This window comes from Sphaerisporangium dianthi (assembly GCF_042654065.1).
Lineage (GTDB): Bacteria > Actinomycetota > Actinomycetes > Streptosporangiales > Streptosporangiaceae > Sphaerisporangium > Sphaerisporangium dianthi.
On record NZ_JBHSFP010000005.1, the window covers coordinates 14618 to 30380 of the forward strand.

Annotated in this window: 14 protein-coding genes and 1 pseudogene; 12 read left to right on the plus strand and 3 right to left on the minus strand. The window is 72.7% G+C overall.

The window, feature by feature from the left end:
* Positions 1-4 precede the first annotated feature (4 nt).
* The 9 genes and pseudogenes from ACFO60_RS09875 to ACFO60_RS09915 all read left to right on the plus strand — a co-directional run.
* Positions 5-688 carry a flavoprotein gene (locus tag ACFO60_RS09875; RefSeq protein WP_380839366.1) on the plus strand — a complete coding sequence of 228 codons (684 nt, stop codon included), beginning with the start codon at positions 5-7 and terminating at the stop codon, positions 686-688.
* Entirely contained in the window at positions 685-1953 is a 1269-nt protein-coding gene (locus ACFO60_RS09880) for an MFS transporter (RefSeq protein WP_380839368.1), read from the plus strand. The genes ACFO60_RS09875 and ACFO60_RS09880 overlap by 4 nt, the downstream gene beginning before the upstream one ends.
* A 32-nt stretch (positions 1954-1985) precedes the next feature.
* Complete coding sequence (locus ACFO60_RS09885; RefSeq protein WP_380839370.1) at positions 1986-2903, plus strand: S8 family serine peptidase; 918 nt, start codon at positions 1986-1988, stop codon at positions 2901-2903.
* Positions 2842-3495 carry a GAF domain-containing protein gene (locus ACFO60_RS09890; protein ID WP_380839373.1) on the plus strand — a complete coding sequence of 218 codons (654 nt, stop codon included), beginning with the start codon at positions 2842-2844 and terminating at the stop codon, positions 3493-3495. The genes ACFO60_RS09885 and ACFO60_RS09890 overlap by 62 nt, the downstream gene beginning before the upstream one ends.
* A 74-nt stretch (positions 3496-3569) precedes the next feature.
* Positions 3570-4907, plus strand: a complete 1338-nt coding sequence (locus tag ACFO60_RS09895) for a YcaO-like family protein (RefSeq protein ID WP_380839374.1) — start codon at positions 3570-3572, stop codon at positions 4905-4907.
* A gap of 5 nt (positions 4908-4912) precedes the next feature.
* Complete coding sequence (locus ACFO60_RS09900; protein WP_380839376.1) at positions 4913-5479, plus strand: TOMM precursor leader peptide-binding protein; 567 nt, start codon at positions 4913-4915, stop codon at positions 5477-5479.
* A 91-nt stretch (positions 5480-5570) separates the two neighbouring features.
* Entirely contained in the window at positions 5571-7412 is a 1842-nt protein-coding gene (locus ACFO60_RS09905) for a hypothetical protein (protein WP_380839379.1), read from the plus strand.
* Between the two features lie 11 nt (positions 7413-7423).
* A complete protein-coding gene (locus tag ACFO60_RS09910) occupies positions 7424-8674 on the plus strand; it encodes a DUF6895 family protein (RefSeq protein WP_380839380.1) in 1251 nt (416 codons plus the stop codon).
* A gap of 569 nt (positions 8675-9243) precedes the next feature.
* Positions 9244-9420, plus strand: a pseudogene (locus tag ACFO60_RS09915) (hypothetical protein); the annotation flags it as partial.
* Between the two features lie 6 nt (positions 9421-9426).
* Here the strand turns inward: ACFO60_RS09915 and ACFO60_RS09920 are convergent.
* Positions 9427-10533: a ParB/RepB/Spo0J family partition protein gene (locus tag ACFO60_RS09920; RefSeq protein WP_380839382.1), complete on the minus strand. Its 1107-nt coding sequence runs from the start codon at positions 10531-10533 to the stop codon at positions 9427-9429.
* Between the two features lie 167 nt (positions 10534-10700).
* Positions 10701-12077: an FAD-binding oxidoreductase gene (locus ACFO60_RS09925; RefSeq protein ID WP_380839384.1), complete on the minus strand. Its 1377-nt coding sequence runs from the start codon at positions 12075-12077 to the stop codon at positions 10701-10703.
* Between the two features lie 222 nt (positions 12078-12299).
* Here ACFO60_RS09925 and ACFO60_RS09930 point away from each other — a divergent pair, with 222 nt between their 5' ends.
* A complete protein-coding gene (locus ACFO60_RS09930; RefSeq protein ID WP_380839386.1) occupies positions 12300-12662 on the plus strand; it encodes a metalloregulator ArsR/SmtB family transcription factor in 363 nt (120 codons plus the stop codon).
* Positions 12659-13159 carry an SRPBCC family protein gene (locus ACFO60_RS09935; protein ID WP_380839388.1) on the plus strand — a complete coding sequence of 167 codons (501 nt, stop codon included), beginning with the start codon at positions 12659-12661 and terminating at the stop codon, positions 13157-13159. The genes ACFO60_RS09930 and ACFO60_RS09935 overlap by 4 nt, the downstream gene beginning before the upstream one ends.
* 155 nt (positions 13160-13314) lie before the next feature.
* Here the strand turns inward: ACFO60_RS09935 and ACFO60_RS09940 are convergent, their stop codons facing one another.
* On the minus strand, positions 13315-14532 hold the full coding sequence (locus tag ACFO60_RS09940) for a threonine synthase (RefSeq protein WP_380839390.1): 1218 nt from the start codon (positions 14530-14532) through the stop codon (positions 13315-13317).
* Positions 14533-15018: 486 nt separating this feature from the next.
* On the opposite strand from ACFO60_RS09940, the gene ACFO60_RS09945 reads away from it, so the two are divergent.
* Positions 15019-15756: a class I SAM-dependent methyltransferase gene (locus ACFO60_RS09945; protein ID WP_380839392.1), complete on the plus strand. Its 738-nt coding sequence runs from the start codon at positions 15019-15021 to the stop codon at positions 15754-15756.
* Positions 15757-15763 lie beyond the last annotated feature (7 nt).

Sequence of the window (15763 nt, forward strand, 5' to 3'; positions counted from 1 at the left end):
TCCGGTGAGCGGCGAGACCGGCGTGCTCGGCGACGCGGTGAAGGGCGGGACGAACCCGCCCGGTGATCCGGTGAGCGGCGAGACGAACCTGCGCGGTGATCCGGTGAGCGGCGAGACGAACCTGCTCGTGGGCGCCTGCGGCGCGGCGAACGTCGTCAACCTCCCCGGCTACCTGATGGCCCTGCGCAAGCTGTCCGGGCTCAAGGTGCACGTCGTCATGACGGCCACGGCGGCCCGGTTCCTCCCGGTCGAGACCGTGCGGCTGCTGAGCGACGCGGCGTTCGGGGAGGGCGAGGGCAACTTCGACCCCGGGCACGCGAGGCTCGCGGCCTGGGCCGACCGGTTCATCGTGCTCCCGGCGACCGCGCACACGCTCGCGCAGGCGGCGCACGGATTCGCCGGAAGCCTGCTGACCGCGACGCTGCTGGCCTACGAGGGCTCGGCGATCTTCTTCCCCAGCATGAACGCGGTGATGTGGAAGAAGCCGGCCGTCCAGCGCAACGTCGCCCAGTTGCGGGCGGACGGGCACCACGTCGCCGAGCCGGTGATGACGCAGTGCTGGGAGATCGCCGGCGCGTCCGTGCGGACCGGTCCGGGGCTACCTTCGCCGGGCCAGGTCGCCGGGCTCGTCGAGCACATCATCACACTGACGCGGGGCGCCCCGGCGGCGGACAGGGAGGCGCTGTGACCCGGACGCTGATCTCCGTGATCAAGACGCCCCTGACCACCGGGCCGATGGCCGTACGGGGGTTCCCCTGGCTGATCGCCGGCCAGTTCACCTCCAGCATCGGGGACATGTGCTTCGCGATCGCGTTGCCGTGGCTGGTCCTGTCGTCCGACGGCGGCCCGGTCCTGCTCGGCTCGGTGCTGGCCTGCTACGGGATAAGCCGCGCGGCCGCGACGCCCCTCGGCGGCATCCTCACCGACCGCTTCGGCGCGCGGCCGATCATGATGGCGGCGGACCTCGCCCGATTCGTTCTGACCGCGGCGCTCGGCGTCGTGGCCTACACCGTCACGCCGTCGTTCCCGGTGCTGGCCCCGATCACCCTCCTGCTGGGCGTCTGCAGCGGGCTGTTCGTGCCGGCCTCCTTCGCGCTGCTGCCCTCGCTCCTGCCGGGCGAGGACCTGACCGCGGGGAACTCGATGTCCTCGGTCGTCACCCGGCTCGGCAGCCTCCTCGGACCGGCCCTGGGCGGTGTCCTGATCTCCGCCGTCGGGCCGGGCCCCGCGCTGTTCGTCGACGCGGGCACCTTCCTGGTGTCCGCGGCCACGCTGCTGGCGCTCAACCTGCCGCCGACGACCGCGAACGCGGAGGAGGACGGCGAGGACCAGGCGGTGACGTTCCGCACCGTGCTGCTGCAGGGGCGGTTCCTGCAGATCGTGCTCGTCGCGGCGGTCATCGGAAACCTCGTGTACATCGGAGCCTCGGAGGTGGCGCTGCCCACGCTGGCCCACAGGGACTTCGGCGCCGGCGGATACGGGACGCTGCTCGCCGGGCTCAGCGCCGGGCTGATCGTCGGCGCGCTGCTGGCCCGCGTGCGGGTGCGGCGGCTGAGACCGGCCTACCTGCTGGTGATCCTGGTGCTCATCATGGGCGTCTCCGTCGCCCTGGTGCCGTTCGCGGGAGGGCTGATCGGAGCCACCGCGTGCATCACCGTCTTCTCCGTCGCCAACGGCTGGTCGGGGATCACCATCATGACGATGGTGCAGCTGTGGTCCCCGCGCCACCTGCTGGCCCGGGTGATGAGCGTCATGCTTCTCGCGATGTCGGGCACGTTCCCGATCTCGGTGGCGCTGACCGGGTGGGGGGTGGAGCGGTTCGGGGTGACCGCGTTCTTCCCGATCGCCGGCTGCGCGATGGCCCTGGCCATCCTGTGGGCGACCGCCCAGCCGGCCTTCCGCGACGTCGAGCACGGCGACCGGTACAAAGGAACCAGGGAGACGGTCGCGTGACGGCGGTGGTCCCGGGCCAGGGAGACGGTCGCGTGACGCTGCCCTGGCACCGGCCGGCCGTCGCGCAGTTCCCCGGCCTGCCCGCGTACGGGGCGCCGACCTCGCAGATGTCCCTGCAGCCCATTCCCGTCGTCCGCATGGCGGGCGTCACCCCCGAGTGGGCGTGGGGCGGCGCGGACGGCGGCGGGGTGCGGGTGTGCGTCGTCGACAGCGGGATCGACGCGGCCCACCCGCTGGTGGGGGCGGTGGACCAGGCGATGACCGCGGTCTTCGACGAGGACGGGAACGCGAGCGTCGCGCCGTGCGAGCCGGTCGACCCGGCCGGGCACGGCACCGCGTGCGCGGGCATCGTGCGGTCGATGGCGCCCAACGTGTCGCTGTCGTCGATGCGCGTGCTGACCGACTCGGTCAACGGGACCGGCCGGGCGTTGCTGGCCGGTCTCGAATGGGCGATCGAGGCCGGGTTCGACGTGATCAACCTGAGCCTCGCGACGAGGAAGCCGGAGCTGGTGCCGGCGCTCCACGAACTCGCGGACCGGGCCTACTTCCGGCGCTCGGTGCTGGTGGTCTCGGCCCACAACATGCCGATCCGCAGCTTCCCGTGGCCGTTCGCCTCGGTGATCTCGGTGGCCAGCCACGACCAGCCGGATCCCTTCCTGCACTACTACAACCCCTCTCCGCCCGTGGAGTTCTACGCCTACGGCGTCCGCGTGCCGGTGGCGTGGTCCGGCGGCGGCCTGACGCGCAGCTCCGGCAACAGCTTCGCCGCCCCCCACATCACGGGCCTGTGCGCGTTGATCCTGAGCAAGCATCGCTGGCTCACACCCGCCCAGCTCAGGGCCGTGCTCTACCAGACCGCCCGGAACGTCGCCATCGATGGAGCCCGTCATGCCGCTGCAGAACTACTCCCTCCCGGGCTCCCGGAAGGAGCGGCAGGCGCCGCTCGCTGAACGGCAGCTCCTGCACTCGGTGGTGGAGATCGCCCGCCACGTCTTCGGCGCGGCCGCCTCGTCGATCTTCCTGATCGACGAGGACACCGGCGAGCTGGTCTTCGAGGCGGTGGCGGGCGAGGGCGACGCCCACCTTCCCGGAGCGCGGTTCCCCGCGGGCACCGGCATCGCGGGATGGGTCGCGACGAGCGGTGAACCGGTGTACGTGGACGATCTGTCCAACAGCACGGTGTTCGCCCGGGCCGCCGCGGCCTCGACGGGTTATGTGCCGCACACGCTCATGGCCGCGCCTCTGATCCGCGACACCGACTGCGTGGGGGTGCTCGAGGTCCTCGACCCCTCCCAGGCGTCCCGCGGCGAACTGGCCGACCTGGACCTGCTCGCCCTTCTCGCGCTCCAGGCCGCGATCGGCCTGGAGATCCTGATCCGCGGGCGCCGGGTCCGCGACGGGGCCTGCCCGGGGGACGAGGCGCGCCTGCTCGACCAGATCGAGGACCACCTGCGCACGGCGGACCCGCTCGCGGTGACGCTGGCGGGCACCCTGCTGAAAGCCGCCGACGACGTCCTCGCCGGCCGACGGCCCGGCCCCTGAGACCGCGGCGGCAGGTGAAGGGTGCGCGGCGTCGTCCATGTCGGCCGAATCGTGTTCGGAGAGGAGGAGGTGCCATGGCGGAGCCGTCCGCGCTCCTTTCGCTGGCCGGGCCGTACGGCGCGGTCGGCCGTCCCGTCCGGGTCAACACCCACGGCTGGATGCCGGAGGAATGCTTCCTGTACACGGCGCCGACCGGGAATCCCTCGGCCGTGGCCGGGCCGTTCCGGCCGGACGCGCGCACCGCTCAGGGAACGGGCCGTTCGTACGGCGATCCTGACCGCGCCCGCCTCCTCGCGGTGGCCGAGGCCGTGGAGCGTTACGCGGGGCTCCTCGTCGACGAGCGCAGCCTGGTCGTGGCCCCGGCCGCCGAGCTCGGCAGCCGGGCGCTGGACCTCGGGCGCGTGCCCCGCTGCTCGGCCCGGGAGCTGAGCAGGCCCGGCTGCCCGATCCACGACATCGACACGGCCCGGCCGATCAGGTGGACGCGGGCCACCGACCTGCACACCGGCGACACCGTGCTCGTCCCGGCGGTCATGGCGTTCCTGCGGTTCCCCGAGTCCGACGCGGAGAACTTCTGGATACCGATCTCCACCGGCTGCGCCGTCCACCGCTCCTTCGAGGCGGCCGCGGTCAACGCCATCTGCGAGGTGGTCGAACGCGACGCGCTCGCGCTGACCTGGCTGCTGCGGCGGGCGCTGCCCCGGCTGGCCGAGGGCCGCCTGTCCGGCCCGGCGCGGCGGATCGTCGCCTGGTGCGCCGATCGCGGGGTCGAGTCCTTCCTGTACGACGCCACGACCGACGTCGGCGTGCCGGTCGTGTTCTGCCTGCAGACCACCGAGAACGCGCCGCGCACGGGCCAGCTCGTGGGCGCGGCCTGCGGGTTCGACGTCGCCTCGCTCGCGGAGCACGCCTTGCTGGAGACCATGGGGCTGCGGCCGGGCATCGAGGGCCGGCGGGCGCTGCCCCGCCGGTACGCCGACCACCGGTCGGTGGACGACCAGGCGGCCGTGATGGCCGCCAGATCGCGGCGCAAGGCGTTCGAGTTCCTGCTCACCGCCCCCCCGGCGTCCCGCCCGGCGTCCGCCGCCCCCAACTCCCCCTTCGCCCCAGGCCCTGCCCCGGACTCCGCCCCCGGCTTCGATCTGGGCTCCGACCGCGGGCGGCTCGCGTTCCTGCTGCGGCGGCTCGCGGAGCTGGGCATGACCGTCCTCGCGGTGGACCTGACGACGCGGGAGCTGCGTGACAGCGACCATGTCGCGGTCCGGGTGATCGTGCCCGAACTGCAGCCGATGTCGGTGCGCCCGCTGGTGCAGTACCGCCGTCACGCGCGGCTCAGGACCGCCGCCGGGCGGCTCGGGCTCCGGCCTCTGCCAATGCGGCGGCTCAACGCCTACCCGCAACCGATGGCGTGACGAGCGTGGACGACGCAACGGCGGTGGACGTGCGGATCGTGGCCGACGGCGACTTCGGCGTGGTCGTCGCCGAGCACCTGCGCTCACTGCTCGCGATGGCCGGGCGGCCGGCGCGGGTGGCGCGCGAGCCGGCCCTGGAGTTCGCCGCCGGCGGCGGGTTCGGCGTCCGCGCCTCCTGGCGGGACCTGCCCGTCGAGTTCGAGGCGTTCGCCGAGGCCGCGCGACCGGCGCCGTGGCTGCCGATCGCCATGGCGTCCCCGTACATCAGGGTCGGGCCGGTGTTCGTCCACGGCCGCGCTCCCTGCCACACCTGCTATCGCTCCAGAGTGCGGCAGCACGAGAGCCTCGTGGAGGAGGAGATCAGGGGACGCCTCGCGGTGAACCCCCGTCTCGGGGTACGGGGATTCTCGCCGCACCACTGCATGATCGCCGCCGGGCTGGCGCTGGCGCTGATGGACGGCGGGGAACACGGGGCGGTCGCGGCGGTCGACTGCCGTACCGACGAGGTGACCCCGTGGCGGGTGGTCCCGGCGGAGCGATGCCCCGGCTGCGACGAGGGAGCGGGCCGATGAGCCGTTTCCCGCGCCGTACCGACGAGGTGACCCGCCGCTGGCATGCGGTCCCGGCGGACCGGTGCCCCGGCTGCGACGGGGGAGCGGGCCGATGAGCCGTTTCCCGCGCATCCGAGAGGGACTGGCGTTCGTCCCGGTCGCGGGCGGGTACGTCGTCGAAGGCGGGCCTCGCAGGGAGCACCTGACCGGCCGGTTCGCCCGCGAGGCGCTCGCCTTCCTGCTGCCGCTGCTGGACGGCACCAGAACGGTCGAGCAGATCGGGGACGTGCTCGGGGTGCCCGTCCACAGGGCCGTGGACGTGCTGGCCCGGCAGAACCTCGTGACCTTCCACGCCGACCCCGGCCCCCATCCGATGCGGGTGTTCATCGGGCGGTCCCTGCCCGCCCCGCTGGCGGACGGCGTGTGGCGTCGGCTGCGGGCCGCCCGCGTCGTCGTGACCGGAGGGCACCCGACGGCCGATCTGCTCGCCGGGCTGCTCCGCGAAGCCGGCGTCGGGACGGTCGGCCGCGCCGGCGGGCCCGCCGACCTGACCGTCGCGGTGCTGGACGGCCCCGGGACGCCGCCCGCCCCCGAGACCGGCGCCTACCTGCCGCTACCGGCCCAAGGCCCCCCTCTTCCCGCCGGGATGTCGCTGCCATTCCCCGCCGGGATGCCGCCGCCGTTTCCCGACGGGGGCGTCGCCTCGGCGGGCATCACCGTGGGGGACGCCGCTTCGGCGGGCATCACCGCGGGGATCGCCGCGGGCGTCGCCGTCAGGTATCTCGGCGGTCACCGCCCGGACGGGCGGCGGATCGTCCTGGACCTCGGCATGACGGGCGCCTTCCCCTCCGCGGTGACCGCTCCCGCGCCGGCCAAGAGTCACCTGACCGAACGCCGCCTGCCCATGCGGGCGAGCCCCCACCCGCTCGTGCGCACGATGTCGCGGATCCTTCGCGGCCTGCGCTCCGAGCCCCTGGCAGGGCCTGGCGGCGCCGTCCGCGCGTACCTGCTCGGCGACCTGACCGGCGGCGGTCACCGGGCCTACGCCGTCGACCCGGCCGCGCGCGCCCTGGTCGAGCTGCCCGGGACGCCGAAGCCGGACGGTGACCACGTCACCTTGGTCCTCACCGGCGATCTCGCATGGCCGCCCGACGCCACCTCCGGTACGAGGGAGCGGCTGCTCCACGGAGACACATGGCTGAGGGAGCGGCTGCTCCACGGTGACCTGGGGCTGAGAGAGCGGTTGCTCCACGGTGACCTGGGGCTGAGGGAGCGGCTGGTTCACGGTGACACGGGGCTGCTGATCGCGCGGATCGCCGCCGACGCCCGGCCGGCGGGATGGCGCGCCCGGACGGGCGACATGGACGACCACGCGGAAGTCCTGGAGCTCGATCCGCGCCGCGAGCGCGTGACCGCCGTGGTCGAACTCGCGCCCGCGCGCCCCTCCCGGCGCCGCCGGCCTCCTGCGGGCCGCCGCCCCGGCGACCGAAACCACGACGCGGGCCGCCCGAACAACCTCGCCGACTTGACCGGCGACGCCGGCTTCTCCTCCTGCGTGGACTTGACCTCCTGCGCCGGTCTGACCGGCGACGGTGGCCTCTCCTCCAGCGCCGGCCTCGCGGGCATCGTCGGCCTCGCCCTCGCCCGGGCGGAGGAGCTCATGCCCGGCGGGCGGATCCGGTGCGCGTGCCGGCCCCGCGGCGCGGCCGGTTGGGTGGACGAGTACCTGCGCGACCGGGAGACGGCCGCCGCGGCGGTGCTGCTGTTCACCGGCGAGCCGGAGGCGCGTCTGGTGACCAAGGCCGCCGTCGCGGCGGGCGCGGTCCGCTCGATGGCGGCCGGCGCCGGCATCGCCTGCGGGCTTCTCGCCGGACTCGGCGAGCACGACCGCCGCGTGCTCTATGGCTGCGCGCTCGGACACCCCGGCCGGATCCCGACCACCATCGTTCGGTGAAGGAACAGCGAATGGACGACATCGAGGACATCGAGGACATCGAGGACATCGAGGACACCGGGGACACCGGGGACACCGGGGACATCGGCGATGTCGAGGGCGCCGAGGGCGTGGGGGATGCCGGGGACACAGGAGACATCGGCGGCGCCGAGGGCGTCGAGGACATGGGGGGCGTCGAGGGCGTCGAGGATGGCGGGGGCACCCAGGGCGTCGAGGGTGTCGGGGACATGGGGGGTGTCGGGGACATCGGGGGTGGCGGGGGTGTCGCGGGTCAGGTCACGGTCGGGGGGAGGGGCTTGCCTGTGGTGGCGGAGCGCCTGGGGCCGGCGCCGGGACGCGACGCGGCGCACGACATGGACGAGGTGCTGTCCAGGGCCATGGCATGGGTCGAGGGCAATCTCGACGCGTTCGTCCCCGACGCGGCCGTCTGGCCCCCGGGCACGCCGCAGCGGCACATGGCCCTGCTGCTCGACCTGGCGATCACGTGTCATCTCGTGTGCCGCCGCAAGACCTCCGTCCGGCGCACGGCGGAGAAGGCTCTGGACGGGGTCGCCGAGGTCTTCCACCGGGACTCCTTCCACGATCAGCTTCTCCGCACGGCCACGAGCTTCCCGTACTATCTCTGGCTTCTGGCCATCCTCTGGGAGACCGGCCGGCTCAGGGACCCGCGAACGAGGGCGGCGGCGCAGAGGCTCGCCGACGCGGGACACGGCGATCTCGGCAACCCCGCCCGTCCCGCGTACGGCCTGATGGAGTCGCGGTACATCCTGGACCTCTGCGGGTTCTCGCACCGGCTGCCTCCGCTGGACGAGCTCTACGGCCGGACGGCGTTCGGAGCTCCGGTCAACCCCGTGTACGTCACCGAGGCAGCGGCGTACGAGGTCACCCACGCCGTCTTCTTCCTCAGCGACTTCGCCGCCAGGCCGTTCCCGGTCCTGGCGCCCGGCGCGCGCGACCAGGGTGCGGCCGCCGTCGACCTGTTGCTCGGCGTCCACATCTGCTCGGGGCACTGGGACCTCGTCTCCGAGCTGATCGTCTGCCGGCGGGCGCTCGGCAGGCCGGAGAGCGACCTCGACCGGCTCGGCAGGTCGTGCCTGGCCCTCGCGCAGCTGGGGGAGGGCGCGATGCCCGGGCCCCGTTTCGACCTCGCGGAACGGGACGCGCTCCCCCCGGAGAAGAGGGCCACCTACACCTTCGCGCGCTGCTACCACACGACGCTGGCGGCCGTTCTGTGCGCCGCGACGGACGGGCCGCTCCGGTGACGGCCGTTCTGTGCGCCGCGACGGACGGGCCGCTCCGGTGACGGCCGTTCTGTGCGCCGCGACGGACGGGCCGCTCCGGTGACGGCCGTTCTGTGCGCCGCGACGAATGGGCCGCTCCGGTGACGGCCGTCGATCTCGGCACGACGATGACCGCCGCGCGGGACTGGCTGGCCGCCGCCGTCGCCGAGGGCGACCTGGGCCTGCGCGAGACGATGCAGGCCCTGTTCGGCGTCGGCGTCTGCCAGGCCGTGCTGACCGGCTCCGCCGAGGGAGGGCCGCTTCCGGCCGTGGCCGGCGCGGTGCGCGAGCGGCTCGGGCCCGGGTTCGACGGACATGCCCACGGAGCGACCCTCACCCTGCTCTGCCAGTGCCTTCTCGCGCGGGACGGCCGGCGGGCGTCCGTGTTCGACGATTTCGCCGGTCACCTGGCCCGCGCGAAGGAGCCTCCGGCGGGCACCGAGCCGTTCCTGCGGCGTCTCGGCCATTCGCGCGGCCGTCCGGTGCCCCGGACGCTCCACGAGCCGCGCGACGTCGGCCTACTGCGTGCCGGGCGCGGCGAGCTCCTGGCGATGTGCGCCCGGGTGTCTGCGGCCACGTGGTACGGGACGGCGCCGCGGGCGGTCCGGCGCGCGGCCCGGCTCGCGGACGTGCTGCCGGTCCTCGCCGTCCACGCCCTGCGCGCCTACGACCTCGAACTCGGGGCGGCCGTCGTCCGGGCCGCCTGCCACCTCGGATCGCCGCCGGAGGCGGAACTACGGCACGCCGTTCGTTTCCTCGCCGCCCAGCAGCGCGGCGACGGACGGTTCGGGTATCTGGCGGCCGGGAGCGTCCCGGAGGTCGACGTCCCCATGACGACCCTGTGCGCGTGGTCGCTGGCCGAGGCGCTGGCACCCGGGTTCTCGCTCCTCCGCCTGATCTGAGGGCCTGGAGAGGGAGCCCTGCCGGCCCACGGGCCTGGGCGGGGAGCCCTGCTGATCCTGGGGCTGAGGGAGAGATCCACGCTGCGCCGGGGGCTGGGGGAGTGAGCCCTGTTCCTTGGCCACCTGCCGTACGAAGGCCGAGATGACGCGCGCTCCCGCACGGTCCTGGGTGAGGTTCTTCGACCGGGCCCATGCCCTGAGCAGTTCGAGATCGGGGATGCTCAGCGTGACGATGATCTGCTTGACCGACCCCGGCCGGTGCCCGTCGCCTTCGGCCGTGTCCTCGTCCTTGGCGCCTCTGGCCGCCGGCCTGCGCTCGGATTCGCGCGTCCTCAGGTAGTCCGACTGCTGCGCGTTCGACATCTCGGCGATCGCGGACGCGAGCTGCCGGATGCGCACGTCGTCGACGATCTCAGCGACGTAGTGGTCCTCGATGCGCAGCGCCGTCCTGAGGTCGATGTCGCCGTCCCTGACGAGCTTCTTCAGGGCGGGCCTGAGGCGGTCGAACTTCACATACTGGCGCACGCGCCCGTAGGGGAGCCCGAATCGCTCGGCGACCGCTTTGACCGACCCGTACTTGTTGTAGAGGCTGGTGCACGCGTCGATGAGATCCAGTGTGCTGAGGTCGCGGCGGATGAGGTTCTCGCTCAGCGACAGGGCGCTCGCGACGTCCCCGTCCAGCCGCTCTTCGATGATCGCCGCGGCGATCTCCTCGGCCCCGAGCTTGCGCATGGCCAGCCAGCGCCTCTGACCTGCCAGGATCTCGTAATGCCCCGCTCTGCCTTCCAGGGGCGAGACGATGATGGGTTCCAGCTGACCGTGGACGCGGATGCTGTCGATCAGTTCGGCGAGGTCCTCTTCGACGTGGCGTCTCCTGACCTGGTGTGCGCCGATCTCCAGCTTGTCCAGCTTGATGTTTTCGATCTTGTTGAGGACCATCGCACCGGCCCCTCCTCCCGATCGACGCGCTTCTCGGCCACGATGCGCCACACGGTAGTCAAAACCGGTTCAGGGTCAGTATGGCGACGCTGAACCGTCGCCATACTGACCCTGAACCGGCCCGTCAGGGGGTGGGCCGAAACCGGAGTGGAGCCGCCCGCGTACGGTCAGCCGGCCGCCGGGGGGATGTTCTGGTTGAGGTGGAAGAAGTTGTCCGGGTCGTACTGGGCCTTGATCGCCCGCAGCCGGTTCCAGGTCTCGCCCGGGTAGGCGTCACGGACGCGGTCGGGGCTCTCGTCGCCGAGGAAGTTGACGTAGGCGCCCGAGTCGCTCTGCCGGATGGCCGCCATGAAGTCGGCGACCCACGCCTCGCGGACGACCTTCTCCTCGGGACCCTCGTAGAACGCCGCGACGTTCACCATGATCTTGCTGTCGCGGTGCGCGAACGCGGTGGCGTCGGCCGGCACGCGGGTCACCGCCCCGCCGAGCACCCGCAGCTGGATGGCGCGCATCGACGCGTCGGAGGACTCGAGGTAGGAGATGATCGTGTCGGCCATCTCGCGGTCGACGCCGTCCATGAACATCGTCGACGCCACCGCCGACGGCTGCTCTCCGTGCTCCTCCGGCGGGAACATGGCCGAGTAGGGGATGCGCTGGATGAAGTCGGCGAGCGGCGTGGCCAGCGCGCGGAACGGCGCGAGGACCCGGTCGCCCTCCTCCTCGGGGCCGGAGTGGACCAGGAAGGCCAGCACGATCATCGAGCCGTGCAGTTCCTCCGGCAGGAACGGCATCGGCGGCGCCGGCATGACGTTCGCGATCGTCGAGAGCTCGTCGGGCGCGGCCTCCGCCTCGGCGATGAACCCGGCGACGACCTCGGACGTGGCGGGCAGCACCAGGATCCCGCCGAGGACGGACGGCAGCGGGAACAGCTTGAAACGGAGCCGGGTGACCACGCCGAAGTTGCCGCCGCCGCCGCGGATGGCCCAGAACAGGTCCGGGTGGTCGCTCTCGTCGGCGACGAGCACCTCGCCGTCGGCGGTCACGATCTCGGCGGCCAGCAGGTTGTCGATGCTGAGGCCGTGCTTGCGGACCAGGAACCCGATGCCGCCTCCGAGCGTGATGCCGCCGATGCCCACCGAGCCGGTGTCGCCGAAGCCGGTCGCCAGCTCGTGGGCTCCGGCCGCGGCGGTGTAGGCGCCGGCGGTGGCGCCGCCCTGGGCCCACGCGGTGCGCCCCTCGACGTCGATCTCGATCTCGGACAGGTCCTGAAGGTCGAGGACGATGCCGCCCTCGGTGACGCTGTGTCCCGCGTTGCTGTGGCCGCCGCCTCGGACGGCCAGCTCAAGCCCGGTCTCGCGGGCGAAGATGACGACGCGCACGACGTCGTCGACGTCGGCCGGCCGGATGACGGCCACCGGCCGGCGGTCGAAACCGCCATAGACCCTGCGCGCCTCGTCGTACCCCTCGTCATGGGGCTCGATCACGCTGCCGGTGAGGGTGGTACGAAGGTGCGAAATCGTGTCGATCGACACATTCACGGACATAAGGAAAACCCCTTCGAAGCGGCTTCTGCGCCCACCGCTCGTCGCTGACAGAGAGTGCCGTGCTCACGTTTCGGCGATGACGGAGTCATCGATCAGGCATTCGTCTTCACGCATGATTCCGTTCGGCGCGTCCGCCCCACAACCCGAATAGGGGTGGGGTGGGGTCGGACGGAGGCGCGGCGGATAGGGGCGGACGCGTAACCTATGGGTTACGCTTCATCGGTGGACGAGGTGGCCGGAGCGATCGCCGATCCCGTACGACGGGAGATCCTGCTGATGCTGCGCGGCGGGCGGCTCTCAGCGGGAGAGATCGCCGGACGTTTCCCGATCAGCAGGCCCGCCGTGAGCAGGCACCTTCGCGTGCTCCGGCAGAGCGGGCTGGTCCGCGACGAACTCGCCGGCCGGCAGCGGTTCTACGTACTCGACGCCGCGGGGCTGACCGGGCTCGCCGAGTGGCTGAACCGGTTCGTCCGGCCCGCCGAATGGGAACACCGCCTCGACGCGCTGGAGACAGAGGTCCATCGAACCCGCCGTGACCGCCGAGCGCGGGACATGGCCGACGAGCGACGGGAGAACACCGCATGAGCCCCATTCCCACAGGCCGGCTGTTTCCCACCGGCACGGGAACCGACCTCGTGCTGAGCCGCACGTTCCGCGCGCCCGCCGAGGACGTGTGGGCCAGTATCACCGAGTCCGACCGCACGGCCCGCTGGTTCGGCCCCTGGGAGGGCGAGGCCGCGCCCGGCCGGACGATCAAGGTGCAGATGGCGTTCGAGGAGCAGGCGCCGTGGTTCGAGATGCGGATCGACGCGTGCGACCCGCCCCGGCGGCTGGCCCTGTCCACGAGCGACGCTTCCGGGGACTGGCGGCTGGAACTCCTGCTGTCCGAGGCGGACGGCTCGACCGAGCTGCGGTTCGTGCAGCACCTCGCCGGCGAGGACGGCGTCGGCGAGATCGGCCCCGGCTGGGAGTACTACCTCGACCTGCTCGTGGCCGCGCGCGACGGCTCGCCGGCGCCCGACTTCGCCGACTACTACCCCTCCATGAAGGACCACTTCGAAGCGCAGGCCACGCGGGGCTGAGCGCCCCGAGGCCCGGACGCCAGGCCCGGACGCCAGGACCACGCAGGACCGCGCGCCAGGACCGTGCGCACCAGGCCGCGTGGTGTTCACGGGAACCGGCCGGCGAGCGGCTCGCGGCCGACGGCGGAGCGTCGCATGGCTCCGCCGTACGCGGCTCAGGCGAGGTGGGCGTCGACCGCGAGCACCGGGGCGTCGACCTTGATCGTCTGGGGGTACTTGACGCCGGCTCCGGTGTTCAGGACGACGACCTCGTCGTCGGGGCCGATCCAGCCGGAGGCGCGCAGCTTGCGGGCCGCGGCGAACGCCGCCGCGCCCTCCGGGCAGACGAACGCCCCTTCGAGCGCGGCGACCTGGCGGAGTTCGTCCAGCAGTTCGGCGTCGGTGACCGTGATCGCGGTGCCCGAGGTCTCCGCGAGCGCTCTCAGGATGAGGAAGTCGCCGAGGGGCTTCGGGACGTTGATGCCGAACGCCACGGTGGCGGCCCCTTCCCAGAACCGGCTCTCGGGCTCACCCTGCTCGAACGCGCGGACGATGGGCGCGCACCCCTCGGCCTGCACCGCGACCAGCCGCGGCAGCGGACCGGAGATCCAGCCGAGCTCGCGCAGCTCCAGCAGGGCCTTGTGGATGCCGATCAGGCCGACTCCGCCGCCGGTCGGGTAGAGGATCACGTCGGGCGTCCGCCAGCCGAGCTGCTCGGCGATCTCGATGCCCATGGTCTTCTTGCCCTCGATGCGGTAGGGCTCCTTGAGCGTCGAGGCGTCGAAGACCCGGCCGCCGGAGGCCGCCACCAGCTCGCCGACGATGCGTCCGGCGTCGCTGATCAGGCCGTCGACCAGGTACAGGTCCGTGCCGGACGCCACGCACTCGCGCCGGGTGATCTCGGGCGCGTCCACCGGCATGACCACGGTGGCGGCCAGCCCGGCCCGGGCGCCGTACAGCGCCCAGGCGGCGCCGGCGTTGCCGTTGGTCGGCATGGCGAGCCGCTGGACTCCCAGCTCGGCGGCGCGGGAAACCCCGACCGCGGCGCCGCGGGCCTTGAACGAGCCGGTGGGGATCAGGCCCTCGTCCTTCATCAGCAGCCGCGGCACGCCGATGCGCTCGCCGAACCGGGCCATCGGCAGCAGCGGCGTCATGCCCTCGCCGAGGGTGGTCACCATCTCGGGGCTTCTGACCGGCAGCAGCTCGTGGTAGCGCCACAGGTCGGGGGAGCGCCGCGCGATGTCCGCCGGGCTCACCGCGGACCGGACCGCCGCCAGGTCGTAGCGGGCGAGCAGCGGGGACCCGCACGTGGCGCACAGGTTCTGCGGGCGCTCACTGTCGTGCTCGGCTCCGCACCGGCCGCATTCCAGGTGGGACAGATGGCTGAAACTCAACGCATGCTCCCTGGCTGCTCGCAGGCGGGGGTGTGTCCGCCACCGGCTCCACGAGCACACGAGGGTCCCACGCCGAACGAAGATCATCGAGTTCTGGTCGTCCCATTATCGCCCGCCGTCCGGCCGGGCCCTCTCCGGGGCCGCCGCTCACATGGTCCGGGCGTCCGAGGGCGCCGTCGCGGCAGGACGGGGCCGCGGGTCCGGCCGGCACGGCGTGAGCGTCCCCGCCATGCTCCGCTCACGGCTCGGTCACTCTGAGCTCTCGCCGGTGATCATGCGTCGTGTCCAGAGCTCGGACGAATATGCCCGCGGGCCGCCGCGCCGCGCCGAGACGAAAAAACGCCCATAACGAAATGAAAAGCCGCCCAGCTATTCTCTGAATCCGGTAGATCTTGAATGGCGGGCCCGCGCGGCGGGTCGAAGGGCGCCCTCGCCGCCGGCCCGGCCGCGCGGCCGGCGCGGGGACGGAATACAAGGAGGCACGGCGTGGACGGAAATAGCGTGGAACAGCTGGCGGGTTACGCGGAGAACGGTGAATTGAACCTCGGCTACGTCGTCGACCTGTACCGGAAATACGCCGACGACCTGCGGGCCGTGCGCGTGGAGCAGCACGCCTTGCGCGCCGCCAATCCGGGGGTCGCCACGAAACTGGACGATCTCGAGGCGGAGATCACCTACCTGATGGTCAGGGAGCACCGGCCCGAGGTGGTCGTCGAGATCGGCTCGCTGGACGGATGGTCGACCACCTGGCTGTTACGAGCGCTGCGTGACAACGGCGAAGGGCACCTGCACACCTATGACCTGATCGACAACGCGCGCCGCAACGTGCCGGAGGACCTCGCCGCCGGCCGGTGGACGTTCGTGCACGGCGACGCCCGCGAGATGCTCGCCGACCACGACCACGCGATCGACTACCTGTTCGTGGACGCGGCGCACACGAGGAGCTTCGCGCGCTGGTATGTCAACGAGCTGTTCCCCACGGTCCCGCCGGGCGTGCCGGTGAGCGTGCACGACGTCTTCCACACCCGGCGGCCGTGGCCGTTCAGCGAGGGCAGGGTCGTGCTGTCGTGGCTGGCGGAGCGCGGCATCGGCTACTTCACCGCCTCGCGCGCCGCCGCTCCCGAGGTCAACCGGGGGCTTGCGAAGCTGAAGGAGACCCTGGACCTCAGCGAGGCGGTGCACACCGGGCGCAACGACCCGATGTTGTGCTTCTACATGCGATGAACCGGCC

Coding starts and splice junctions, on each gene's coding strand:
- ACFO60_RS09890 (WP_380839373.1), top strand. CDS start 2,842: ATGCCGCTGCAGAACTACTCCCTCCCGGGCTCCCGGAAGGAGCGGCAG.
- ACFO60_RS09895 (WP_380839374.1), top strand. CDS start 3,570: ATGGCGGAGCCGTCCGCGCTCCTTTCGCTGGCCGGGCCGTACGGCGCG.
- ACFO60_RS09905 (WP_380839379.1), top strand. CDS start 5,571: ATGAGCCGTTTCCCGCGCATCCGAGAGGGACTGGCGTTCGTCCCGGTC.
- ACFO60_RS09910 (WP_380839380.1), top strand. CDS start 7,424: ATGGACGACATCGAGGACATCGAGGACATCGAGGACATCGAGGACACC.
- ACFO60_RS09920 (WP_380839382.1), bottom strand. CDS start 10,533: ATGGTCCTCAACAAGATCGAAAACATCAAGCTGGACAAGCTGGAGATC.
- ACFO60_RS09925 (WP_380839384.1), bottom strand. CDS start 12,077: ATGTCCGTGAATGTGTCGATCGACACGATTTCGCACCTTCGTACCACC.
- ACFO60_RS09935 (WP_380839388.1), top strand. CDS start 12,659: ATGAGCCCCATTCCCACAGGCCGGCTGTTTCCCACCGGCACGGGAACC.